The organism is uncultured Shewanella sp. (genome assembly GCF_947501225.1).
Classification (GTDB): domain Bacteria; phylum Pseudomonadota; class Gammaproteobacteria; order Enterobacterales; family Shewanellaceae; genus Shewanella.
Window position 1 is genome coordinate 204,124 of record NZ_CANMUW010000006.1, and the last position, 23,241, is coordinate 227,364.

General features: G+C 49.2%; 22 protein-coding genes. 8 read left to right on the forward strand and 14 right to left on the reverse strand.

Going from position 1 to position 23,241, the window contains the following annotated elements:
• Nucleotides 1–48: 48 nt before the first annotated feature.
• From Q1B47_RS11210 to Q1B47_RS11230, 5 genes are all read right to left on the reverse strand, one after another.
• Complete coding sequence (locus tag Q1B47_RS11210; protein WP_299793243.1) at nt 49–753, reverse strand: helix-turn-helix transcriptional regulator; 705 nt, start codon at nt 751–753, stop codon at nt 49–51.
• 289 nt (nt 754–1,042) lie between these two features.
• Nucleotides 1,043–1,915 (reverse strand): M48 family metalloprotease, encoded by an 873-nt coding sequence (locus Q1B47_RS11215; protein ID WP_299793246.1) that lies wholly within the window; start codon nt 1,913–1,915, stop codon nt 1,043–1,045.
• Entirely contained in the window at nt 1,912–2,472 is a 561-nt protein-coding gene (locus Q1B47_RS11220) for a hypothetical protein (RefSeq protein ID WP_299793249.1), read from the reverse strand. The genes Q1B47_RS11215 and Q1B47_RS11220 overlap by 4 nt, the downstream gene beginning before the upstream one ends.
• Nucleotides 2,453–4,297, reverse strand: a complete 1,845-nt coding sequence (locus Q1B47_RS11225) for an adenylate/guanylate cyclase domain-containing protein (RefSeq protein WP_299793252.1) — start codon at nt 4,295–4,297, stop codon at nt 2,453–2,455. The genes Q1B47_RS11220 and Q1B47_RS11225 overlap by 20 nt, the downstream gene beginning before the upstream one ends.
• Before the next feature lie 8 nt (nt 4,298–4,305).
• Complete coding sequence (locus Q1B47_RS11230) at nt 4,306–5,928, reverse strand: HD family phosphohydrolase (protein WP_299793255.1); 1,623 nt, start codon at nt 5,926–5,928, stop codon at nt 4,306–4,308.
• Between the two features lie 315 nt (nt 5,929–6,243).
• On the opposite strand from Q1B47_RS11230, the gene Q1B47_RS11235 reads away from it, so the two are divergent.
• Nucleotides 6,244–7,986, forward strand: a complete 1,743-nt coding sequence (locus Q1B47_RS11235; RefSeq protein ID WP_299793258.1) for a DUF5666 domain-containing protein — start codon at nt 6,244–6,246, stop codon at nt 7,984–7,986.
• A 175-nt stretch (nt 7,987–8,161) separates the two neighbouring features.
• On the opposite strand, the gene Q1B47_RS11240 is transcribed toward Q1B47_RS11235, so the two are convergent.
• Complete coding sequence (locus tag Q1B47_RS11240; protein ID WP_299793261.1) at nt 8,162–9,043, reverse strand: LysR family transcriptional regulator; 882 nt, start codon at nt 9,041–9,043, stop codon at nt 8,162–8,164.
• Nucleotides 9,044–9,167: 124 nt separating this feature from the next.
• On the opposite strand from Q1B47_RS11240, the gene Q1B47_RS11245 reads away from it, so the two are divergent.
• The 3 genes from Q1B47_RS11245 to miaA all read left to right on the forward strand — a co-directional run bounded on the left by Q1B47_RS11245 (nt 9,168) and on the right by miaA (nt 12,040).
• Nucleotides 9,168–9,767: a short chain dehydrogenase gene (locus tag Q1B47_RS11245; RefSeq protein ID WP_299793264.1), complete on the forward strand. Its 600-nt coding sequence runs from the start codon at nt 9,168–9,170 to the stop codon at nt 9,765–9,767.
• Nucleotides 9,768–10,219: 452 nt separating this feature from the next.
• Nucleotides 10,220–10,930: a purine-nucleoside phosphorylase gene (deoD, locus tag Q1B47_RS11250; protein WP_299793267.1), complete on the forward strand. Its 711-nt coding sequence runs from the start codon at nt 10,220–10,222 to the stop codon at nt 10,928–10,930.
• A gap of 198 nt (nt 10,931–11,128) precedes the next feature.
• On the forward strand, nt 11,129–12,040 hold the full coding sequence (gene miaA, locus Q1B47_RS11255) for a tRNA (adenosine(37)-N6)-dimethylallyltransferase MiaA (RefSeq protein ID WP_299793270.1): 912 nt from the start codon (nt 11,129–11,131) through the stop codon (nt 12,038–12,040).
• A gap of 12 nt (nt 12,041–12,052) precedes the next feature.
• Here the strand turns inward: miaA and Q1B47_RS11260 are convergent, their stop codons facing one another.
• Nucleotides 12,053–12,934: a LysR family transcriptional regulator gene (locus tag Q1B47_RS11260; RefSeq protein ID WP_299793273.1), complete on the reverse strand. Its 882-nt coding sequence runs from the start codon at nt 12,932–12,934 to the stop codon at nt 12,053–12,055.
• 116 nt (nt 12,935–13,050) lie between these two features.
• Here Q1B47_RS11260 and Q1B47_RS11265 point away from each other — a divergent pair, with 116 nt between their 5' ends.
• The 3 genes from Q1B47_RS11265 (at nt 13,051) to Q1B47_RS11275 (ending at nt 15,258) form a co-directional block, all read left to right on the forward strand.
• Nucleotides 13,051–13,353 carry a putative quinol monooxygenase gene (locus Q1B47_RS11265; RefSeq protein ID WP_299793276.1) on the forward strand — a complete coding sequence of 101 codons (303 nt, stop codon included), beginning with the start codon at nt 13,051–13,053 and terminating at the stop codon, nt 13,351–13,353.
• Between the two features lie 3 nt (nt 13,354–13,356).
• The gene (locus Q1B47_RS11270) at nt 13,357–14,346 is read left to right on the forward strand and encodes a Gfo/Idh/MocA family oxidoreductase (protein WP_299793279.1); all 990 of its coding nucleotides are present in this window, start codon (nt 13,357–13,359) and stop codon (nt 14,344–14,346) included.
• A gap of 447 nt (nt 14,347–14,793) precedes the next feature.
• Nucleotides 14,794–15,258, forward strand: a complete 465-nt coding sequence (locus tag Q1B47_RS11275) for a hypothetical protein (RefSeq protein ID WP_299793611.1) — start codon at nt 14,794–14,796, stop codon at nt 15,256–15,258.
• Nucleotides 15,259–15,378: 120 nt separating this feature from the next.
• Here Q1B47_RS11275 and Q1B47_RS11280 read toward each other — a convergent pair whose 3' ends face one another.
• The 7 genes from Q1B47_RS11280 to Q1B47_RS11310 form a co-directional block, all read right to left on the reverse strand.
• The gene (locus Q1B47_RS11280) at nt 15,379–16,257 is read right to left on the reverse strand and encodes a nuclear transport factor 2 family protein (RefSeq protein WP_299793282.1); all 879 of its coding nucleotides are present in this window, start codon (nt 16,255–16,257) and stop codon (nt 15,379–15,381) included.
• Nucleotides 16,258–16,341: 84 nt separating this feature from the next.
• Complete coding sequence (locus Q1B47_RS11285; RefSeq protein WP_299793285.1) at nt 16,342–17,217, reverse strand: helix-turn-helix transcriptional regulator; 876 nt, start codon at nt 17,215–17,217, stop codon at nt 16,342–16,344.
• Between the two features lie 84 nt (nt 17,218–17,301).
• Entirely contained in the window at nt 17,302–18,669 is a 1,368-nt protein-coding gene (locus Q1B47_RS11290; protein ID WP_299793288.1) for a Na+/H+ antiporter NhaC family protein, read from the reverse strand.
• A gap of 123 nt (nt 18,670–18,792) precedes the next feature.
• Nucleotides 18,793–19,722 carry an aromatic alcohol reductase gene (locus tag Q1B47_RS11295; protein ID WP_299793291.1) on the reverse strand — a complete coding sequence of 310 codons (930 nt, stop codon included), beginning with the start codon at nt 19,720–19,722 and terminating at the stop codon, nt 18,793–18,795.
• Between the two features lie 371 nt (nt 19,723–20,093).
• Entirely contained in the window at nt 20,094–20,480 is a 387-nt protein-coding gene (locus Q1B47_RS11300; protein WP_299793294.1) for a VOC family protein, read from the reverse strand.
• A 392-nt stretch (nt 20,481–20,872) separates the two neighbouring features.
• Nucleotides 20,873–21,151 (reverse strand): peptidylprolyl isomerase PpiC, encoded by a 279-nt coding sequence (gene ppiC, locus Q1B47_RS11305; protein ID WP_299793297.1) that lies wholly within the window; start codon nt 21,149–21,151, stop codon nt 20,873–20,875.
• Nucleotides 21,152–21,251: 100 nt separating this feature from the next.
• Nucleotides 21,252–22,628, reverse strand: coding sequence for a DUF3943 domain-containing protein (locus Q1B47_RS11310; RefSeq protein WP_299793300.1), 1,377 nt, complete (start codon nt 22,626–22,628; stop codon nt 21,252–21,254).
• A 200-nt stretch (nt 22,629–22,828) separates the two neighbouring features.
• Here Q1B47_RS11310 and Q1B47_RS11315 point away from each other — a divergent pair, with 200 nt between their 5' ends.
• Complete coding sequence (locus Q1B47_RS11315; RefSeq protein ID WP_299793303.1) at nt 22,829–23,149, forward strand: metalloregulator ArsR/SmtB family transcription factor; 321 nt, start codon at nt 22,829–22,831, stop codon at nt 23,147–23,149.
• Nucleotides 23,150–23,241 lie beyond the last annotated feature (92 nt).

Sequence of the window (23,241 nt, forward strand, 5' to 3'; positions counted from 1 at the left end):
TGTTTATCTGGGCGACCACAGGCTTGGGGCCGCTCAGTTAAGGGGGGATCATGATGTGGAAATATCTTCGCACTCGAGCTTGATCTTTAGTGGCCTGATGAGACATTCACATAAAATCACGGCGTAAAGAAAGGGAAGTACAACTACCGGGGCCGAAGACTCAAGCAGTAAAAACAGATCCGTTACTTGTTGTGTCTCACTTGCCTGCCGCAACATAGCGATTGAACCTATCAGGAAAATCAGAACGGCACTGGTGTAGCAAAACCGTATCTGACATCCATAGAGCTTTGCTAAAAAAACTGCAGCTTTCCCTCCGAGGAGCTCTTTAGCAAACAGGTACCTCAACCCGGTTATAGAGCGGGCTAAGCCATCGAACCCAAAGGAGAGTGCTGTTAACATGTAGGTTAGGGTGTAGGTAAATACTAAGGTCGGCAGATCGAAATAGGAGAGCGCATCGGAGGCGAGAAAGAATAATGATATCAGTGTGGAAAATATTGCTATTAGTAATAGATCGCCCTGCATGACTCTTCTCCCGGTGAAGTTTACATCGATGGCTGCCTGAGTCGATATCAGATCGCCTGGTGTCACCTCGAAGGCCGAGGACAGAGCTAAGGTTGACTCCGCCGATGCTTTCCCTTCACTTTCAATTCGTTGAATGGTGCGAAGTGACAGGCCGGTGGACTTTGCCAATACCTCCTGAGACCAGCTTCGCTCACCTCTTAATGCTTTCAGTTTACTTGTTGATAATTGCACCGGTTTGCCTACTCCACGACTTAGTCAGGTCTCATATTTAGTTTTTATTGGTTAGTTGTCGAGATATTTATCCCGACAGTTTTACGACAGCCATTTGAAATCAGTAGGTTAATTAAATTGGTTTTACTCATTTCCTTCAAATACAGGAGGGGGAAGACGATATTGCCGAACTGGATAGCGGTAACCAAAGAGAGAGAACATAAGCCTCTAAACGAGGAAGAGAGCGACGCTGTAATGGTTGTAGCAGAACCGGGCTAAAGCGTCTTGCTGCTGTCAATTAAAGCCTCTCCTACCTCTCCTTCGAAGAGATGGCTGCTATAGCGCGGGTGAACCTGGCTTCGGCCGAGGGCTGGCTTTCAAACTGCTCGAATTGGCCCGTCATCGCCGTTTCTAAGCGGCTGAGTCGCTCATCGAATGACGGGTGAGTCTTAAATAGCAGGGCAAGGGCCGCGTCATCGGGGTTTATCATATCCAGCTTCTGCAGCGCGGCGGGCAGGCCATAGGGGTCGTAGCCTGCTCGGGCTGCTAACACTATCCCCATACGGTCAGATTCAAACTCATCACCCTTATCTAAGCCCCGGGTATAGAGCTCGGTGCCTGCGGTAACGAACTTCAGCGACTCTGTACTGCGCTCATTTGCGGTTAAGATGACGTCGGTGAACTCGGTTAATGCACTCATTCCACTCGCTTTCTTCAGTGCGTTTAGGTGATGCCTGCGAAGTACATGGGATATTTCGTGCCCGAGTACTCCGGCCAGCTCAGCTTCACTGCCCAGGCTTAGCAGCAGCCCTTTGGTGAGCACTATGTAGCCTCCGGGGGCGGCGAAGGCGTTGATGCTGTTATGGTCGAGCACGGCAAAGCTCCAGGGAAGATCTGGCCGCTCAGAGTGCATGCTGACCCAGCGACCGACACTGTTCACATATTGTTGCACATCGGAATTATCGAGCAGGGGGGCTACGCCTAGCAGGTTTGTTGTTATCTCGCGGCCCAAGGCTATTTCGGCTGTTTCATCGATCTCGGTCAGGGCCTCCTGAGTGTGTCCCAGCGCCGAGAGTCCTTTGCCAATATCGATATTATTGAATACCAGGCTCTGGTTTGAAGCGCAGCCGGAGCAGATTATGATGAAGCCAAAGAGAAGAGGGGATAGGGCTACAGGTCTCATGACTTACCTCCGGAATCTGGCGCTGAGGCCGGCAGATAATCTTTTTGCCGTTTTTGCAGACTTTGCTCCCTTGCGAAGGCGCGGGCTTGAGAGCGAGAAACTGTCAGCTGTTGCATCACTGTAAATGCTGCGGGGTCAGGCATAGGTTCGGAGAACCTGTTTTCATCGAGCCCGCGGGAGGCAGTAGTAACTGTGCTACCGCTACTGCCTGTTGTGATTAGGTTGAATAACTCCTTAGTCCCTGCAAAGGTGTCTGAAGTCGTTTCTGCAGGACCACTGAAGCGCACGCTGAACATCTTCACCCAGCCGTTTTTATCTTCAGCTTTGATCTGCAACCAACTCGACTGCCGTGACAGCACACGGATATCGAGGGCCCGGGGGAGTGTCGCTACCGTAGCAGCATCGCTGAATGGCTTGTGTTTAAGCTCGGTATCTCTTACCAGACTAGCGCTTTTGGGCTCGGCTTTTTCCTGTCCATGGAGAGGGCAGACGACTGTGAACAGGATGAGTGTCAGCCAGAGCGGCATCCCCTTTCGCTTAGTCTCTATCATTTTCATCAGTTTTCCTTACCGGTGCGAAAAGTTCGACATCTTGTGCACGGCCCTTAACCTTATAGAAGCCATATGGCTTGAAGTCAAAGTGGTCGGCGCACAATGCCTTAGTATCAGCGGAGACCAGGATCCGTGAGACCCCCTTTGTCAGCCCCTCAATCCTGCTGGCCAAGTTTACCGTGTCACCGATGGCGGTATACTCCTTACGCTGCTCGGAGCCGATAAGGCCGACTACGGCAGGGCCAGAGTGTATGCCTATACCGACATCGAAGTCGGCATCCTGCTCCCCTAACTCCTGTTTGAACTGCTGCAGCACCTGAGCCATCTCCTGTGCGGCATTGACTGCATGAATGGCGTGCTGAGGGTCATCCAGCGGAGCACCCCAGAAGGCCATGATGCAATCACCGATAAACTTATCGAGTGAGCCTCCATGTTTGAACACAACTGCTACCTGCAGGGTAAAGTAACGGTTTAACAGGCTCACCACCTCTTGTGGGGTTCGGTTTTCTGAGAGGCTGGTGAAGCCGCGAATATCAGAGAAAAGTACCGAGACCTGTCGGCTCTCCCCTTCACGACTCAGCCCCTCGCTTGAGACCAGCTCTTTTACCACAACCGGATCGACGAATCGGCTGAAGAGCTCAACCGTTTTCTCCCTCGCCCTCAGTTCGAGCAGGTATTCGCGCAGGGATAGAGAGAAGTAGTAGAGCCACATCAATAATAGTGGTGTTAATACAAGAAGTAAGAGCTGCCAGTCTAATACCAGGTAGCTGATGAGCAGGGCTACGGCAGTCACTCCAAGAAGAGAGATACCCACTGAGATAGCGTTGAGTCTGAAGATGAAACACAGGTAAACGCCAGCGATAGCGGCCACAGATATCAGCAGGTAGCTCCATTGGGGCAGGCTTGCCATATAACTTTGGTTTTTTAGGTTGTCGATGGCGGTAGCCAGGATATCCAGGCCGGAGTAGAGGCTGTCGATCGGTGTCACGCGTACATCATGTAGCGCAGAGGCATCGGCGCCTATGATGACAATTTTATCCTTCAGCTCGTTTGGGTCTCTTCGGGGGTGCTCCCGGTTAAAGTCATCATAGAGATCGGCATAGGAGAGCCTTGGGTAGGGATTTTTCGGGCCGCGCCATGAGAGTGTAATATGCTCCACCATGGGCAGCTCATAGCCCAGCCCACTCATGACCCGAGCTGGCAGGGAGGGCAATAGCCAACCGTAGAGGTTTCTGTAAACATCATATTTTCGTCCTACGCCGTCACTGTCGTTGAGAAAGTTTACCGTGCCCACACGCCAGTATCGGGGATCTATCGCCAGGGGCGGCATCAGCGCGGCTCTGGCTTTGGGGGACGCCTTTGGGGTTTTAATTAAGCCAATTTTATCGGCGATAAGCGCAAGCTCGGGGCCATTCTCATCTTGCTGCGAGTCGAGGCGGACTAAGGCGAAGAAGATATTCTCTTTTTGTTCCAGCGCCCGGTTAAAAAGGGCATCGCTTTCCGGGCGATAGAGGTCCCGCTCGACGAAAGAGAGGTCAAACACTATGGCCTTTGGTTGTTGCCTGTTGATCCCCTCAACCATCTCACCGTGAACCGAACGAGGCCAGAACCAACTTCCCACCCGGTTCTCCATACGGGCCAGACTGGCATCATCGATGTTAACTATTACGATATCGGGATCAGGTTCTATGTTTTGCGCATGTATCCTGACGAAATAATCGGAAAGGCCAAACTCCAGAGGCATCAATGTCTTAAGCCAGAGGACCTCGCCGAGGGCCAATAACAGGAAGACTAAGCTGAATGCGTTGAGAAAATGCTTACTCTCTTTCATCTAAGTACTTATTGAGGCTTGGAGAAGCCGGGAAGCAGAGCCTCATCGACCTCATCGATTTGGGCACTGTCCATAAATTGCTGAGCGTAATCCAGGTAGACTTTCTGTTTGACGAAGATCTGGAACAGCTCGGGGTCGATGTGACCGTTTAAACTGAATTTTCCCAGAATGTGCAAAGACTCAGACAGGGTTTTGCCGGTCTTGTATGGGCGATCTCTGGCCGTTAAGGCTTCAAAGATATCTGCGATAGCCATTATTCTTGCCTGTACCGACATCTCCTCTCCCCTTAGGCCCTTTGGGTAGCCCTTACCGTCCATTCGTTCATGGTGTCCCCCTGCAAATTCAGGGATGTGTTGCAGGTGTTTTGGCCAGGGCAAGGTTTCCAGCATACGTATGGTGACAGAGATATGGTTGTTGATTATCTTGCGCTCCTCACCGGTCAGGGTGCCGGCGGGGATCATCAGGTTTTCGACCTCCTCGTCGGTAAGAAGTGTTTGCGGGTTACCTTGACTGTCCTGCCAGGTGTATTTGGCTATGGAGGCGACGCGTTGCAGATCTTCATCTTTCATCCGCTCACAGCCGATATTGGCATAAGCCAGAAAGGTGCGATCAAGCTCGAACTGTTTAAGTTTATCTTCCCGCTCCCGGGATAACTGCTTCGATGGCCCATGTAGGGCTTGCTGCTTCAGGAACTGGAGCTCTACATCTCGTCTGAGGATCTCGAAGCGGGAATCGATGAGGTGAATTCGGTCGAAGATGGTCTGTAACTTTGTGGCTTTCTCGATGACATGTACGGGGGTGGTTATCTTGCCGCAGTCGTGTAGCATCCCGGCTAACCAGAGCTCGTAGCGTTCGCTTTCCGACATGGAGAAATCTTTCAATGCCCCCTCATCTGTCTCCTGCACTGCATCGGCCAACATCATGGTCAATTTGGGCACCTGTTGGCAGTGTCTGCCTGTGTTGGGGGATTTCTCATCGATCCCTATGTTGATCAAATTCACCAGAGATTCCAGCAGGTTTTCCAGTTGTAATATCAGTTCCTGATTGGTGATGGCGATGGCCGCCTGAGAGGTTAGCGCCTCGATAAATACCTGATCCGTCATTGAGAATGGTTGAACCTGATGAGAGAAAGGTTCTTTGGAGTTGACCAGCTGCAGTACGCCGACCAACTCGGAGTTATGATCCAGCATGGGAACAGTTAACTGGGATTGGCAGTGGTAGCCATAGAACTGATCGAACTTTCGCATACCCGAAAAGTTGAACAGGGGCGTATCGTAAACATGTTCGATATTGACGGACTCTTTGCGGTTTGCGGCGTAGGCACCAACCGCTTCCAGATTCGGTTCACCACTGTCCAGATATAGCGGTATAGACCTCATCTGTTCCGTTTTCTCTTCGGTTCCACCAAAATGGAGTCCCAGAGAGTCATTGATAAGGATATCAAACTCGAGAAAGCGTTTATCTGCACTGACCCGGTACAGGGTGCCCCCGTCGGCATTGGTGATATTTTTTGCCGTTTGCAGAATTCGCTCCAGCAGGACCTTGACGTTCTTGATGTCATTGAGGGCAATACTTAAGGTCGTAAGGTGCTGCAGCCGCTCTGCAATCTGTTTATTACTGAGTTCAGACATATTCAAAACCACTTAAAATCAGAGTTCAGGGGATAGAGTTAAGCCCTATGTCGAGGCGCTTTTATTGAGTGCTTCTACTTCATATAGTCGTGATCCCAGGTGGCGTCAAACTGGTGTGAGGCTTATTCTCATGGAGAGGGAAATTGAAGAAAATGTGAGACATGCGACCTCAGGGTAAAGAGCAGGCGACACTTCTGCGATGCTAAATATTTCCCCCTTTATTTTGACCTTTGAAGCAGAAATTCACCTCTTGGCTAAACTTTACCTAAAAGGCTTATAAGCCGTGGCCTCTGGGCATGTTAAGAGGATAGTCTAATGAAGAAGTTCCGTTTTATACACTTACTTGCCAATCTACTTACCCTGCTTGCACTCGTTTCCTGTGGCGGCGGAGACAGTGGGGGTACGCCCCTTCCACCGCCCGAGCCCCCCCAACCTCCGGTCACAGGTGTGCCGCCTGAAACGACTTTTACCTCAGGTGTTATTACCGGGTTCGGTAGTGTGTTTATCAACGGCGTGGAGTATGAAACTGGTGGCGCAGAGATCTCTAACGATGATGAGAGTGGGAGTGAGTCCGATCTTCAGCTCGGTATGTTTGTGGAACTCTCAGGCAGCATAGATGATGGTGGAGTGACCGGTACGGCGAAATCCATCGAGTACGACGAACAGATTAAGGGGCCACTGGAAAGCATAGACCTGGGGTTAAAGATAATAACCATCTTAGGGCAGGTCATTCACTATGATGATTTAACTATCATGGAAAACCTGGTGCCAGAGGAGTTAAAGCCGGGAGACTTTCTGGAAGTTCATGGTTTTTTTAATCAAGAAAATGAGCTTCATGCAACCAGAATCGAGCTGGAATCGATTGAACAGGCGTACGTTAGGGTGCAAGGTGAGGTTTTTGGGCTCAATAGCTCAGATGAGACCTTTACTCTCAACAATCTGATTGTCGATTACAGCCAGGCCGAGTTTCATGGTTTTGATAATGGAGCTGCCGATTTAGTGAACGGAGTTCAGGTTCGCGTGAAGGGGGCCCTAACCTCCTTGGTCGATGGTGTATTGACGGTTTCAGATATTAAACGGCTCCATAGGTTTGAGGAGCACGAAGAGGGAGATTTGAGCCATATAGAGGGAGTGATCACTGAGTTCACTTCGAGTGTGAATTTTGTCGTCAATAATATTGTGGTTATCGCCCATGAAAGTACAGAGGTTGAACATGGCGGTTTAGACGATCTCTCGATAGATAGCTGGGTTAAGGTTAAGGGAAGTTTTGATGCGGAAGGCAGACTCGTTGCGGAAAAGATCCATATTCACCATTCGAGCCAGCTGCGGGTAGAAGGTGAGGTTACGGCGCTGAACCCGGACATGAAAACCATTACAGTTATCGAGACGCTCTTTCATGTTACAGACCAGACGCAGATGCATGATGAGTCAGATGATGAAGAGCGATTCTTTAACTTCGAATCGATTATGGTTGGAGATTTTGTCAGTGTAAAAGGGTTCGTTGATAGTGATGGCGATAATATCGCTTCACAGATTGAGCGGGAGAATCACCGGGACGAACACCACCCCTATGTGGAGCTGAAAGGGCCCGTGAATACAATTACCGATTCCGGTTTTACCCTTGTCGGTGTTGCTGTTACCGTCAATGATCAGACTATGTTTAAGGGAGCTTTTGGCGAGGAAATGGAGCGGGAAACCTTCTTCGGGCAACTGGTTGACGGAATGATACTCGAGGTTAAGGTCATCGAAACCGGTGATGGTGTTGTAGCGATTCGAGTCGAAATTGAGGGTGAACATGGGGATGGTGAAGGGGGTGAACACCATATGAGTGAGTTTCGGGGGCAGGTCGAAGAGATTCTGGAGAATGGACTATTGGTGTCCGGGCTCAGGGTGTCATTCACTTCCATGACTCATTTTGAGGTGGAAGATAGTCTGATCTCTATGGCAGGGTTCCTTGAAATTGTGCAAATTGGCGATGATGTTGAGGTAAAAGGCATGAGGGACGGAGGAGAGTTGATCGCTCATAAAGTTGAGTTAGAGGATGATAGTGATGATTAAATCCCGTTTCTGAAAGTGCACTCACTAATGACACCTGTGAGAGTTGCCTGACTCTCATAGGTGTTTGTCGCTATCACGGCATTAATGAACTCATTTAAAATCGTCCAATGGATCAGTGATGTTGAGATGATGGTTATGGCGGCGTTATCCTGCAATATAAGTGCTCTTATCCGCGTTAAAGCAGGAAGTCGAGCAGTGCCTCCAGCGCCGGACTTTTCATCTGTTTGGCCGGGTAGACCAGATACATAGGGATGGGGGCTATGGTGAACTCATCAAGAATTGTCACCAGAGTGCCCTCTTCGATATGTTTCTGTACCAGGAAGTCGGGGAGTTGGGCTATTCCCTGATCGGCCGCCGCAAATTGAGCCACCATTTCGCCATTATTCACTTCGACATCGGCGCTGATCCGGATCTGAAACTCTTTACCTGATCCCCGATATTGCCATCGTCCGGGTTGGCGATTGGAGCTGTCTGAGATGCAGCGGTGTTTTTCCAGTTCATCGGGGTGTTCTGGGATGCCATGGAGCCTCAGGTATTCCGGGCTGGCGACAGATTTTAGGGTGAACTGACCAAATGGACGGGCGACCAGGCTCGAGTCCTGTAGTTCACCCACTCTCAATGCCAGGTCGACCCCTTCGTCGACCAGATCCACATAGCGATTGAGCTGTAACAGGGAGATTTTCACCTTAGGGTGCAGTCTCAAAAACTCCTGTATTGCTCCCTGAAAGCCGATAAGGGCGCTGTTTTGGGGGGCGGTGAGCTTAAGGTGACCGGTAATGAGCTCGCCGCGATGGCGGGAGAAGGACTCCAGATTATCAAGGCGGGCTATGATCTCCTGAAACTGACGCAGGTAATGTTCCCCCTCGGATGTCAGGTGCATGGCTCTTGTGGTGCGATAGAGCAGTTGACAGTTGAAATGCTTTTCCAGATCCGCCACCTGCCGGCTGACGGCAGAGACCACGATGTTAAGCTCCCGGGAAGCGGCGCTGAAGCTGTGTCGTTCGACCACTATGAGGAATGTCCTCATGGCGGTGATAAGGTCTATATTTCTCTTCATGAGAAAATTCAATTCATCTGAAGGTTATTTTTCATATTTAATCACAGGTATAAGCTGTAAGACAAGCTAACCGATATCGAAACGATACCCGGTTTAAAAACAGATGAATGTGACTGGAGAGAGTATGAAAATTCTTATAATCGGTGCGAGCGGCACCATAGGTAAGGCGGTATATAAGCGTTTATCCGGTGATAATGAGCTGATCACGGCTAACTATAAGGATGGGGATGTTACCGTCGATCTCGGCGATAAAGAGTCGATTAAAAAGATGTTTGAGCAGGTGGGGCGGGTGGACGCCCTGGTGTCGGCGGCAGGTCTGGCAAACTTCGTTCCACTGGAGGCACACAGTGATCAGGACTTTGAGCTTGCCCTGAACAACAAGCTGATGGGGCAGGTTAATCTATTGAGAATCGGGCGCGATCATATTAGTCAAGGTGGTTCAATTACCCTGACTTCCGGTGTCCTGTCACGTCAGCCTATGCCGGGCAGTGCATCGATCAGCATGGCTAACGGTGCCCTGGAGAGCTTTGTGAAGGCTGCGGCACTGGAATTCGATCAGCTGAGGCTGAATGTTATTGCACCGGCGTTCGTTAAAGAGACCATGGTGATGATGGGGATGGATCCCGAGTGGGGGATTTCGGCGGCCGATACGGCAAAAGTCTATGAACTGGCGGTTAAGGGGGAGATGCATGGGCAGACCCTGGATGTGGCAGAGCATCAATAAGTACTTGTGCCGCATGCTAACTAAACCGGAGCTCCGGATACCTTAATGATCCGTTCAGCTGTCTTTCAGTGCCGGTGTTTTTAGTTTACAAGATTCGGCACCGTCTGCCTTGAGTGAGTTAACTCAGCCCTGACTCATACTCGGTTATGGCGGTGCCAACTGCTATTTACGACCTCGAACTTCACACTAGCTTCACACTAGTGTCCATTTTCACTTCTTAATCTAAGCGCCGACACTTTTATTCCTAACTCGTAGAGCTTTGTCTACAGAGCCTCAGCTTTTACTTTCAGGTTTAGGGAAACAATAAGCGCAAACTCGTAATAATTAACTAGTATTTAATGTAAATGTGAGTAGAAGTCACCCCGTGTCTAAAGTCTGTTTCACTAAGCTCGATTGACGCCCTCATGCTTCTCACTCAGGTCATCGTCAACTAAAGCAATAAGGAATTTGTTATGCCGACTCCCCACATTAATGCTAATCCCGGTGATTTTGCCGAAACCATACTCATGCCCGGCGATCCTTTGCGCGCCAGATATATTGCCGACACTTACCTGGAGAATGCTAAGCAGGTCTGTGATGTTCGTGGCATGTTAGGTTTTACCGGGACATACAAAGGCTCTACTATTTCGGTCATGGGTCACGGTATGGGGATCCCCTCATGCTGCATCTATGTCCATGAGTTAATCAGTGAGTTTGATGTGAAGAATGTCATTCGTATCGGCAGCTGTGGAGCCGTGCGTGACGATGTAAATATGATGGATGTGGTGATCGCCATGGGGGCATCCACCGATTCCAAAACCAACCGCATGAGGTTCAGCGACCATGATTTTGCTGCTATCGCAGATTATCATCTGCTGGAGACGGCCGTGAGCAAGGCTCGCGAGCAGAATGTGTCGGTGCGTGTGGGTAATATTTTCTCGGCGGATCTCTTCTATACGCCTCAGCCCGAACTGTTCGCCAAGATGGAGGATATGGGGATCATGGCTGTGGATATGGAAGCGGCGGGGATCTACGGTGTGGCCGCCGAGTTAGATGCCAAGGCGCTCACCATACTCACGGTATCGGATCATATTAAACGTGGTGAGAAGCTCAGCTCCGAAGACAGGCAGAAGTCTTTCAACGAGATGATGAGTGTCGCCTTAGAGACGGCTATCAGTATATAGGCGTTTATCGAACGTAGCGGTTGCCGCTCGCTATTCGGGTGGTTGCCGCTATTGATATACGGGTCGCTAATTATCTTAACAAGCGTTATCGGCCCATAGTTTTACCACTCTTAAGCAGAATCCTGTTGGCGCCTCTGCGGCGCTAAGGTAAAATTTCGATACTCTCACCCATTGCCTGTTACTGGATACAGCCTCTTTATGAAAAACTTCAACCTTATTCTGGTCATTGGTGCTACGGCCTCGGGGAAAACCCGCCTGGGTGTTGAGCTTGCCAGAGCACTCAATGGTGAGATCATCTCAGCCGATTCCAGGCAGGTTTATAGGGGGCTGGATATCGGTTCGGGTAAGGACCTGGCCGAATATGGTGAGGTGCCCCATCACCTTATCGATATTGTTGAGCCCGCCCATGAGTACAACGCCTTCCAATTTCAAAAAGATTTCTTCGAGGCTTTTAAAGATATTGAGTCCCGCAATAAACAGCCGATTCTCGTCGGTGGAACGGGCTTATATGTCGATGCCGTGGTTTCCGGCTATGAATTTGTTCAGTTAGATAAAGACTTAGCGCTCAGGGCCGAGCTGGATCAACTGCCATTGGAGCAGGTTCAGAACCTGCTTAAGGAACTCGATGCCGCTCAATATGAAAAAATCGACCTGACGGTGAGGCCCAGGCTCTACCGCGCCATCGAAATAGCAAAACACAGAGAGGCCGCCCCAAAGCCGGCTAAGGTTCTTCCCGAGATCAGGCCCCTCTATTTCGGCATTCAATGGGACAGAAAAGTGCTGCGAAAGCGAATCAAGATCAGGTTGAAGGAGCGCCTGGAACAGGGGATGGTCGAGGAGGTGCAGGGGCTGCTGGATAACGGCGTATCACACGAGCAGCTGGAATATTATGGCCTGGAGTATCGCTTCGTCAGCCAATATATAGCGGGTCAGATAGGTTATGAGGAGATGTTCGACAGGCTAAATACCGCGATAGGTCAATACGCTAAACGTCAGGAAACCTGGTTCAGACGAATCGAAAAGCACGGCGGCAAGATCCACTGGTTAAAAGGCTCCGGCGACATCTACAAACAGGCCTGCGATGTGTTGGCTGAATTAGAGCAAGCTTGATACCGACTGACGTTATGAGCGGTTGAGCGCAGCCATAACGAACTCGATGAAGACTCGCGTTTTCAATGGCAGCGCCTTGCTCTTATACATAATGTGTACAGGAGCCGGCTTAGGGACTTGATGACCCAGGACCTGGATCAACTCTCCCCGCATTAACTCTCCCGATAACAGCAAACGTGGCTGAAGTATTATGCCCGCCCCTTTTAATGCCGCGACTTTCAACGCCTGACCACTGTTCGAGGTCAGTCTTGAGTGCTGTTGGTCAAAGGCCCGTGTGTCGAGTTGCAGTGCCAGACTCGCCTGAATATCACCATAGCTGAAGCCAAGACATTGATGTTCAATTAAATCTGTCAACGAAAGCGGAGCTTGGTGTTTGGCGAGATAATCCGGTGAAGCACAAAATACCATCTCATAGACGGCAAGCTTACGGGCTATTAGGGTTGAACTGGCAAGTTCACCTATGCGGAACACCACATCTACCGGCTCATGCAGAGGATCGATTAAGTCGTTATCCAATGTCAGCTCAATATTGATGTCGGGGTATTGCTGCAGAAAATCAGCCACTATCGGCGCAAGTACAATATTACCGAAGGTGACCGGCGAGTTAATGCGTACCTTGCCTCTGGGCATATTTTCTAATGTCTGCAGACTATTTTCGGCTTCGGCTATATCATCCAGAATTCGTTTACATTCCAGGTAGTAGAGCTGCCCGGTTTCGGTTAATGATTGTCTGCGAGTGGTACGGTTGATTAGTCTGGTTCCCAGGTGGGCTTCTAAAAACTTAATGTGTTTTCCAATCATGGTCGAGGTGACGGCAAACTCTGTGGCGGCGTGAGAGAAGCTGCCGTGTTGTATCACACTGACAAACACCTGCATGCTTTTCAGTCTATCCACATTAACAACCTATAGTTTTTAAAGAATGAACTGGATGGTAGTTTATCAACCTGGCGGTTTCAATTAAATTGCTACCTCATTATCTGATCACTTCTTTGGGTTAACTTACAAATAATATGTTTGAACAAGGCTTATTTATTACAGCAGAACTGCGCATCAAACCTGATGTCGATCTCGAAACGGCTATAGAGGCCATTCATACCTTTTGTGAAGGCATGAACAGTGAGGCCGGGTGTTCCATGGCTGTTCCACTGCAAGATAAAGACAACCCTCGCCGATTCATCTTCTGGGAACGTTATGAAGATAAAGCCGCCTTCGAACAACACTTTCAGGCCGAACATACTCAGAGATTTATTCAGTCAGGCTTAACAGATCTTGTTCAGGCGTTTGAAAGCCAGATACTGACAGCGGAGAGGTAAACCATGAGAAAGAGGTTGAATTGGGGGATTTTAGGTACCAGCTTTATCTCCGGGGTTATGGCCGATGCCATCATCGAAGAGGGGGGCTCAGAACTCTATTCTGTGGCGGGACGTTCTGAAGCTCCCTTAGTTGCCTTTGCCGAAAAGTACGAAATAGAGCAGGTGTATAGGGATTATGATGCCCTGATTAAAGATGATGCGGTAGATATCATCTACATCGCGTTACCTAACCATCTCCATCATGAATTTGTAGTCAAGGCGGCTAATGCTGGTAAGGCTATTGTGTGTGAGAAGTCGTTATCAATCGACATGGAGAAAACCCGCGAAGCGTTGGCCGCCGTTGAGAAGCATGGTGTATTTTTCGCCGAGGGCCTGATGTACCTCACGCACCCGCTCGCCGTAAAGGTGCGTGAGGTGATCCGTGCGGGGACTATTGGTGATATTCGTTCCATCAAGGGAGAGTACTGCGCCGCCATATCTCAGTTCGTTAACCCCGAAAGTAAGGGGGCACTGTATAACCTGGGTTGTTACCCTGCGTCACTCATGCACCTGGTTATGCAACAGGCTTTCGGAGACACTGTTTTTGACAGCTACCATGTCTCGGCATTTGGCCGTGTCGGCGAAGATGGCAATATCTGCGAGTCGGCAGCCACTCTTCAATTTTCCAATGGTGTTATCTGCCAGCTTCATACGGCTGAAGATTATGGGCTGCATGCCGGCTTTACGGTGCTTGGCAGCAAGGGAAGTTTAGTGCTTGCTTCTAATCCCTGGCTACCTGAGTCTGAGGGTAACCGGTTAGTGATAACTGAGTATGAACAGCATGAAGAGACGGTAACCGTTTCCGCAGAGGGTAACGGTTTCTTATATCAGGTCAGATTAGTTCTTGAGGCCATAGAGCAGGGGAGAAACTCACTACAACGCCCGGCGGCGACAGCGAAAGATTCTCATCAAATCATGCAGCTACTGACGGATTGGAAACAGCGACCCGAGTGAGTTAACACCTTTGTTGTCATGCTTGTTAAGTGATTTACAACGATAGTGACTATCCAGTCTCTTTCTCCCCTAACTTAACGAGCTTAGCCGCGAGGGGGGGAGCAACGTCAACCTCAATTGTAGAGAGTGATGCAAATTAATAAGGAGTGGCGTTAACTTGCGTGATGGGCCAGATGCTCTACTCCTTGCTGTTTTCACTTCCATTAATGTGCTGCCCTTATCCGCTATGGCCCTGTAGAGCAGCCCTTTAACGCCAGGTACTCATAAACTGGAAGAGTTAATTAGTGGCTGCTAACTTCGGTGTGGAGTTTTAATTTTATCTGCCTGTCGCTATGTTGTGTTTGCTTCGGCCCGACCATGGCACAGGTATTAATCGATTAGTCGTATCTAGGTGTTCCAGCCTGTTTAATCAGTGATGAAAACATTTTATTAAAAGGTACCTAAGTGATGAATCTTATTAAGAATGTTAAACGTATCGTCCTGCTCGCTGCTCTGGCGCTTCCTATCAGTGTATTTGCCGGGCACCATGAGGGGGCACCTTCGAGCGGTGCTAAGGATATGCCGGGTGCTAAAGGCACCTTCGAGTTTAAACCCGCAGACTGGATGTCGGGACAGAAGAGCTGGTGGAAAGATAGTGATGGCGTGGCCCCGGGTGTCGCCGGGTGTCATATCGGCACGGATGAGAACGGTGTGCCTAATGGCAGGGTGTTTGGTGAGGCCTGCCTGCCAAACGGTCTGTTGGTTGAGTCTAATCCGGGTAAAGATGTTCTTCACGCTCATAAAGATGACATAGGACATCCGGACACCTTCGACTGTAATGCCTGGTGTGTCGGTACGGGTAAGAAGGGGGGGATGTGTATGGTCGCCGCGGCGGCGCCCTGTGAACAATCTGCCATGTGTGCTTGTGAATAGAGGCAGGCAAAGGCTAAAAAAAACGAACCCGTTAAGGTTCGTTTTTTGTGCCTTGCCTTGGGGCATCGCTAGTGGCTTTAAATACCTATCAGTATAAGGGGGAACTTGTTATTGCTAAGATCACTTTATTGAGTCTTTAAAACCAAACTTTCCGTTATTATTCTTCCACTTGTCTTTGGTTGGAATCGGCTCAATGACGTCCCAGTGTTCGACAATCTTGTCATTATCTACACGGAACAGATCGTAGAAGGAGACGTGTTGACCGCCGAAGCTTCCTTCGCTGATGCTGAGTACGAAGTTCCCTTCACCTAGTACGATATGGTTTTTGGTATAGGCCATCTTGATGCCCTGCTTAGCCATCTCCTCTAACGCCTTCCCCAGTCCGCTCAAACCGTCGGCGATAGCCGTATTGTGCTGAAGATAGTTAGCCTCCCCCTTGTCGATAAAACGTCCAAGCTGGCTAAAGTCGCCCTTGACTAAAATCGTGTCGACAAAGTCGGCAACTAATGCCTTATTTTGCTTTGTCTTAGCTAAGTCTTTAGCTTGTGTCGGGCCATCGAGTTGAGTGCGACCACTTGGGTTTGGCGCAGCTTTTTCTGTCAGGTTGTCCCAGTGCTCTACGATTAAACCATCTTCGAATCGGAATAGATCGAAACCCACTTTTGGACCAAAGAAATTATAGTCGGTATGGGTAAATACATAGTCACCATCCTGAAAGGCACGCTTCACATCGACTTTGGCGCTGCCTTTAGGTAGCGCCTGAAGCAGAGCTCCGAATCCTGCTAAGCCATCGGCAACAGCCAGGTTATGTTGGATATATTTGTCTGGGTTGACATAACCCACTGCTTCTCTGTCGCCGGTTTCTATGCTGTTAAGCAGGGCAACAGCCTTGCCTTTGTTTGACAGGCTAATGTTCTTCTCCTCAACTGTAACCGGGCTGGAGCACGCCGCGCAAAACAGAACCGTCGTAGCTAAGGCCGTAGAAATACTTTTTTTCATCATAACTTCCTCTCGTTAGTGTGAGAAAATTGTAATGAAAACTGGTAACAGTTACATGGTGAGAGCTGGCCTAAAAATGGTCAATTACGCACCTTTAAATTGCTTCTGGAAGCGAGAAGGGGTGAGCAGGGTATGTTTCTTAAAGTATTTTACGAAGTTGCTGGCGTCTTCGAAGCCGAAATCATAGGCAAGCTGTTGAGTGGGAAGGCCGTCCAGGATGAGCCGACGTTTGGCCTCTAAGATGGTATGAGCGTCTATGAGCTGCTTAGCGGTCTGGCTGGTGGCCATCTTGCAGATCTGATTCAGAGTTTTGTAGGTAGTATGCAGCTTATCTGCGTAGTAGATGGCATCCCGGGTGCGGTGGAAGTTTTGCTCGAGCAGTTCGATAAAACCGGTGAATTTAGCTTGTTGATCTTTGTTTAACCTGTCATGTTGGTTTTCCGGCATGACCCTATGCAGCATCAACGACAGTGAAGAGAAGAGAAACATGACGATTAAGGGGTTAGACTGCGGATGTATCAACTCTTTATCTATCTCGCTCAGTAACTTTTCACTGCTGCTCATGACCTCTGGACCGGGGAAGAAAACCGGTTGATAGGAGTAAGCCAGATGTGTCGGAGTGAAGTCCGATAGCCTCATATTCATCAATGCCTGATCGATAAATGCCTGAGTGAATATCAGCAATTTTCCCTTAGGCTTATTTTTAAAATCAAATGCATGAACCTGGTTTTTTTGAACGAAGATAAATGCGCCTGATTGATAGGGGTAGTTAACAAAATCGATTAGGTGAGTACCTTCACCCTCCTCGATGTAGATCAGGTTATTGAAGTGTATTCTGTGAGGCACACCGGGATGATGAGAGTCGCTGTGATTCCGCCCATAGAGTTCCTCTAAGTCTATGACCTCAATTTCACGGCTGGCCGACTTGCGATAGTTAAAGTTTACTTCTGGAATTTTCATATTGAAACTGCGACTCCGCTACATGCTGATTTTCTTTTTGTTTTGTTTTAGTGAGATTAAACCTGAGCATTTGCATATAAGTGTTTAAATCTGAGTGTTAAATCCAACGACCAGATATAATGTGAGTGAAAGTAAAGCCATAGCCAAAGTATAGGGTAACTGAGTCATAAAGTGGCGCTGTGGCGGACAGTCGGCCGCCGTTGAGGCCACGATGACAGAGTCTGAAATGAGGGAGCTTTGATCGCCAAACACAGCGCCTGAGATCAGTGCCGCTATTGCGAGAGGCACTGGTATATCGATACCTATAACGAGAGGGATAATGATCGGTGTCATAATACTCACGGTGGCACCGGAGCTGCCTGTTGAAAATGAGATCAATATAGAGATTACAAAAATCGACGCCGGCACCAGCCAAGCCGGAAGCCCGGCTGATATCAAACCCGCTAGGTACTCTCCGGTTCCCAGCTGTGATGTTATATCACTCAGGGAGAAGGCTAACACCAGTATGATGACCGCGGGCAACATCTGTTGCATTCCCTGAATACACCACTCAATATACCTCTGCGCATTGACACCTGTCATGCGGAAGTAGATACCGGAGCCGATAAGGGAGATGAAGCCACTCCAATAGATTGCCGAACCTATATCTCCAGCCAGAATATTGCCCTTGCCGGTTGTGAAGGCGATGGTACCAATCGAGGTTAACAGTAAGCTGATAGGCAGTATGATAGCGGTTATTCCGGTTTGTGGTGGCTCAAACGAGCTGGATGTTGAGTCGGCTGTTGTTGGAGTGACAGGGTTGAAGTCACGCTTGCTAAACGCCATTATAGGCACCAAAGCCAATATCGATATGCAGTAGAATTGGTAAGGCAAGGCGGCAAAAACATAGGTGATAGGCTTATCGGTTAAGGTGCCGTTTTCCACCTGGGCAGTGATTAGACTGACAAGAAAAACCCCCGCGCCACTGAAGGGCATCAGCCATGCCAGGGGAGAGCCTGTACTATTGGCAACAAATGCCAGCTTCTCCCGCGAGATTTTAAATTTACTAAATAGTGGCCGTCCTACAAGGCCGACCAGCATCATAGAGCCTACCCCTTCCAGACACATCAAGAAACCAAACGAGAAGGTGACCAGTTGGGCACTCGATTTCGATTTTATCAGCTTTCCTTTATTTGACAGCTGGAAGATTAGCGCATCCACACCGCCGGACTGTTTCATGACATTGATGATGCCACCTATTAGCAAGATAAAGATAAGGCTCTTGACCGCTGAGGGGGAGTGAAAGGTATTCGCTATTGCGTTAAAGCTGTTTGCTAAGCCGGTCAACGGCTCCTGTGAAATCAAAATAGAACCTGTTGCTATGCCAGCAAAAATCGCCACATAGACCTGTCTTGTGGTAATCGCCAGCAATATTGCCAGACTGGGAGGCAGTAGGGTTAACCAAGTATTCATAATAGGAGCTATTTCTTTTGGTGTTCAGAGCTTTCGCGTGAGACAGTTTCAGAGGCTAAAAGTCGGAGGGAGCTCATCAAAATGTAAAAAGAGATAATCCGCAGATTATCTCGAAATTGTCAGCTATTCATCTTCGAAGATAAATTTTGCATCCTTAAGCGCATCCTCAGGACGTTTACACATGTAGTCGGGGTAGAGTTGACTTGCCGCTAATGTCTGTTCGGTGAACGCAGCAAGCTTGTCGACGACATAGATGACATAGTTGATGCCCCAACGCTCTTTGTCGGTTTCAGCCCCTTTCTTTGCAGTCACCTCATCACCCGAGTGCTCCTTCTGCTCAATGATATATTCGCTGGTGAAGTGCTCATACTCAAACGGGTGATCTGGCCAGTTCTGTTTGAGCTGGGCTAACATCTCGTTCTGAGTCAAGGTGTTGTAATCGAGCTGAACACATCTATTCACGGTGCGCTCGTCGGTTACCGCCATGGCGGCCAGGTAGCCGATATCCTCTATATCGTGGGTATAGATAGGAATATCCATGTTGCCGAATGTAGTTATCTTGCTGAAAAAACGTAGATTTGGCAGGAAGTAGTCGAAGATGCCACCGTTGTAGAACAGGGTCCAATCAAGGCCTGAGTTTAAGAGTAGATCGTGAAAGCGTTTCTTCTGGTCGAAGACCTCTCCATCCCCCATCTCAAGTGCCTGGGTATGAGCGCCAAACTCCGTGGGGACAAACCGTTTTACGCCGGCTTTCACTGCCGCCTCAAGCCAAAGAGGTTCAAAATCCTGAATGTTCTCCTTAGAGCCGGGTACGCTGACGACGAAGGTATCAACCCCTCGAAGGGCCTTTGTCAGAGCATGCAGATCTTTCATATCCGGACACTCGATAAGTCTTGCTCCCAGCGCTTCAAACTCAGTTAATTTGACACTGTTTTGTGCATTGCGGGCGCGAAAGATGATGGTGACCTTGTGCCCTAATGAGAGCAGGCCCTTGGTCAGTGGCGTACCAACCTGACCCGCAGCACCAATGACTGCAACATGTTTTTTGTCCATAGAAAGCTCCTTTTGGCTTAGCCAGTCGATATTTGATAATGGGAAGGAGTATCGAAGCGCTTGTCATCGGTTGAATATACTCAGCTTTTTCTGACGTTAATGTTAATCAAGCTAAAGAGGTATTACATGGTGATACCTAGTCTAAAAATGGTTAATCCCGAACCTAAACCCCGTTAATGACCTTTTTTATCGGAACAGGTATGTGGGTGTCATCGGTTATGGTTTAGCAAGGGGAGCCTGATGTTATTGCCTGCAGGGGGCTTAGAAGCCATTGAATGAAGGGGAAGGGTAGAGCCAGACCGATGCTGTTCAGTAGGCTCTATTTTGCTCCCCCTAATATGTTCGTACAGCATCTATCTTGTAAGCGAACGCTACTTCCACTGTCTGAGCTCGATAATCAGTCCGTTAGGATCTCTTATCTCTGCGCGGTAGGAGCCGCCCAGATCGACAGGATCGACGGCCATGGGGATGCCCTTAGCCTTAAGGTAGTTCACCGCTTTGCTCATATCTTCAACCTCGAGCGCTAAGGCCCGGTAACCAACCTGCCATGGAGCTTCCGATACCTGCTCGGGCTCTTTCGCAGAGATGATCTCAACGACTGTGTCGCCCAACTCAAGAAAGATAACTTCCTCCATGGGGGGCAGATCAACCTTGGTTCGGTTCTTTATCTTGAAGCCCAGGATATTAACGAAGAAGCCTATGGTGATGTGGGGATCTTTGGGAACCAGTTCTACGTGGTCGACTCTCTTGAAAATCATGTTAACGCCTTTTCACTCTGTTAATTCATCTTCAATTTACGCGTGCTGAAGGGCTCAGCGAGAGGCGGATCTTACCGATATTGAGTTGGGTGAAAAAGTAGAAAAAAAGGCGGAGTTTGTTCTAATTAATAGAATGGTTGCTGGTTTTTAAAGCTGAAGAGGAGCGGAGACAAAGAAAGTGGCTCGTTAAGCTTCGAGTTACGAGAGCGGGAACAAGTTCCTTGAGAGTGCGCAAATAAGTTGTCTGCTAGGAAGAGAAAATGCTTGTTCTCGAAGGCCTTAGGCCGGACTCGAACCTCCTAGCTTGAATCTGGACCTAGAGCCTAGAATCTCGAACCTCAAAAGCTTCGCGGCTAAAGCCGCTCCTACATGGGTCACATCAACCTAGAACCTTAAGTCCGGTAAAGCACTTTTATCACATGCCAGCCGAACTTTGTCTTTACTAAGTGCGGAGTGATTAGCTCACCGGTGAAGCAGACTTTATCGAATTGAGGCACCATCTGCCCCTTCTTGAACTCACCCAGGCTGCCCCCCTTCTTACCCGATGGGCAGGTTGAGTGCTTCTTGGCCAACACATCAAACTTAGCGCCTTTTTTCAATTGCTTAATAATATCTTCGGCCTGCTCTTTGTGTTTGACCAATATGTGCAGTGCAGCAGCGGTTCTTGCCATCTCTGTAAACTCTCATCATCTATTACATAAACTGACTCAATTACTCAGCCAGACTCATTCGCTGAATTATACCCGTTTATGGCTAATCAAGGCTACAGAGTCATAACCAGCTCTCCCCGCTGCCGAAGCGATAGACCAACTGCCCAACGGTCAGCTGGTCCCCGGAGGACAATTTAGCGCTATAGAAATAACGCCAGTCCAGCTGTAGTGCCCAATTGGGAGTCAAGCGGTAGTGCAGGCCGGCTCCACCATTGACCTGAAAGGTTTTTTTCTCCCTGTCTAACTCTATTAAAGACTCGCCTAAACCGAACGTCAGAAAGGGCCTCAATCTATTTTGGCCATTGAGGTAGTACTGGCCGTCGAAGCTGTAGTTCTCGAAGGTTGTGCTTTCTCCCGTTCGCTTGTCGGTTAGCTTTCCGCGGGCGTAGCTTAACCTGGTTGAAAAGCTGCGGGTAAAGTAGAGCCCTACGCTGGCACTGGGTGCCCAGCCACTTTCAAGGCCCCACTCCTCTGTCGGTGACATATAACTGCTGCCAATAGAGAGGCCCACAATGCTATAATCGACCGGGTCTTCTGCTGATGAAGCCTTATCGCTAGCTTTGGAGTGACGACTGACCCCCTCTGTAGCTTCACCCGCTCCTATGGCGTATTGCACCTGAAACTGGAGCTGTTTATCGATCTGACCATTGTCGAGCGGCACCTCTCTCATCGAGAGGTAACCTGTACCGGCCTTGACGATGTCGTCGTCAAACAGGATGTTGACCCCTCTTCCCAGTGAGTCGATGGGGTCTAAAAAAAACAGCGCCGTATCTCCCCAGGCTTCAGAACCCCATACTGTTCCTCCCCGTTGGCGGATCTCCCGCTCCTTGTTGAAGGCCCATTCACCATAGACCCAGCCGAGTACCGGGGTCACGACCAGATCCTGAATCGATGGCACCTCGGCGAAGGCTTCGACACCATACTCCCAATAGAAGGTCGACATCATGAAGGAGTACATAAAGGCATCCCACTGACGGTAGCCGGATTTTCTTGCGGACTGATAATAGACGCCACCAAAGTAGGGGTGACCTATGTAATTGATGGTAAAGTTGTCTCTGTCCCATACCGGGCCACTACTTACATTGTCCCACCATTTTTTGTGTAATTTCTCACCACTCTTGTCCCAGTTGGTGATAGAGGAGGGGAGAAGGGCCAGAAAACCGGCGAAGGCTACGCCGTAGGCTGCAACCGACTTGGTCTGTGACCAGAGACGATCACTGTCCTCTCCGTGTTCTGCGCTGAACAGGGAGACCTTGTAAGGCTGCTCGTAGACACTGGGTGACCGGACGGTATCTTCCCAGCTGCTGTTAGTGATCGAGGGGCGATATATCTCTGCAGTTTCATCGCTCTTGTCTGTAGCATATACAAGGCCACTACAAGCGCTCAGGGCGGCGGCAAAGCAGGCAGTTCTGTAGAAGGGGACTGAGTAATATTTCATTAAACCCTCTCTGGTGTAGAGTGCCGATTCGTAAGCTTTTTCATTTGGTTTGGGAGGGTATGCCTCCCTTATGAGCCACTATTGTCTAAGAGTTTAGTTACTTAAATGAGATTTGGGAAATGTGTGCAGCTATTGGTATAAAAATATATTTCTGTTAATATCGAAATATATTTTTTGAGTAGATACGGGCAGATGTCGTGATGGATATTGAAGTAGTCGCTAAGGCGCTAAAAGAGCTGGGTCATACAACACGATTAACCATATATAAGCGTGTGGTGCGCGCCGGTTTTCAGGGCCTTGCCGTAGGTAGCTTGCAGGAACAGCTCAAGATCCCGGGCTCAACCCTGTCACATCATATTTCCAGCCTGGTGTCTGCCGGACTGCTCTCCCAGCGTCGTGAAGGCAGGACCCTGTTTTGTGTCGCCGAGTTCGATAAGCTGGAGGGAGTGATTGGTTTCCTCCAGGATGAGTGTTGTATCGACGAAGAGTGTGCGCCTAAGTTATCTACCCAAAAGGCTTAGCGACGCAAAAGTTATACTCCTTTCATTATTATCCCCACAATAGCTCGCAGCCCTCAGGGGCTGCTTGTCTGTCACACGCAAGCCCGTGCCAT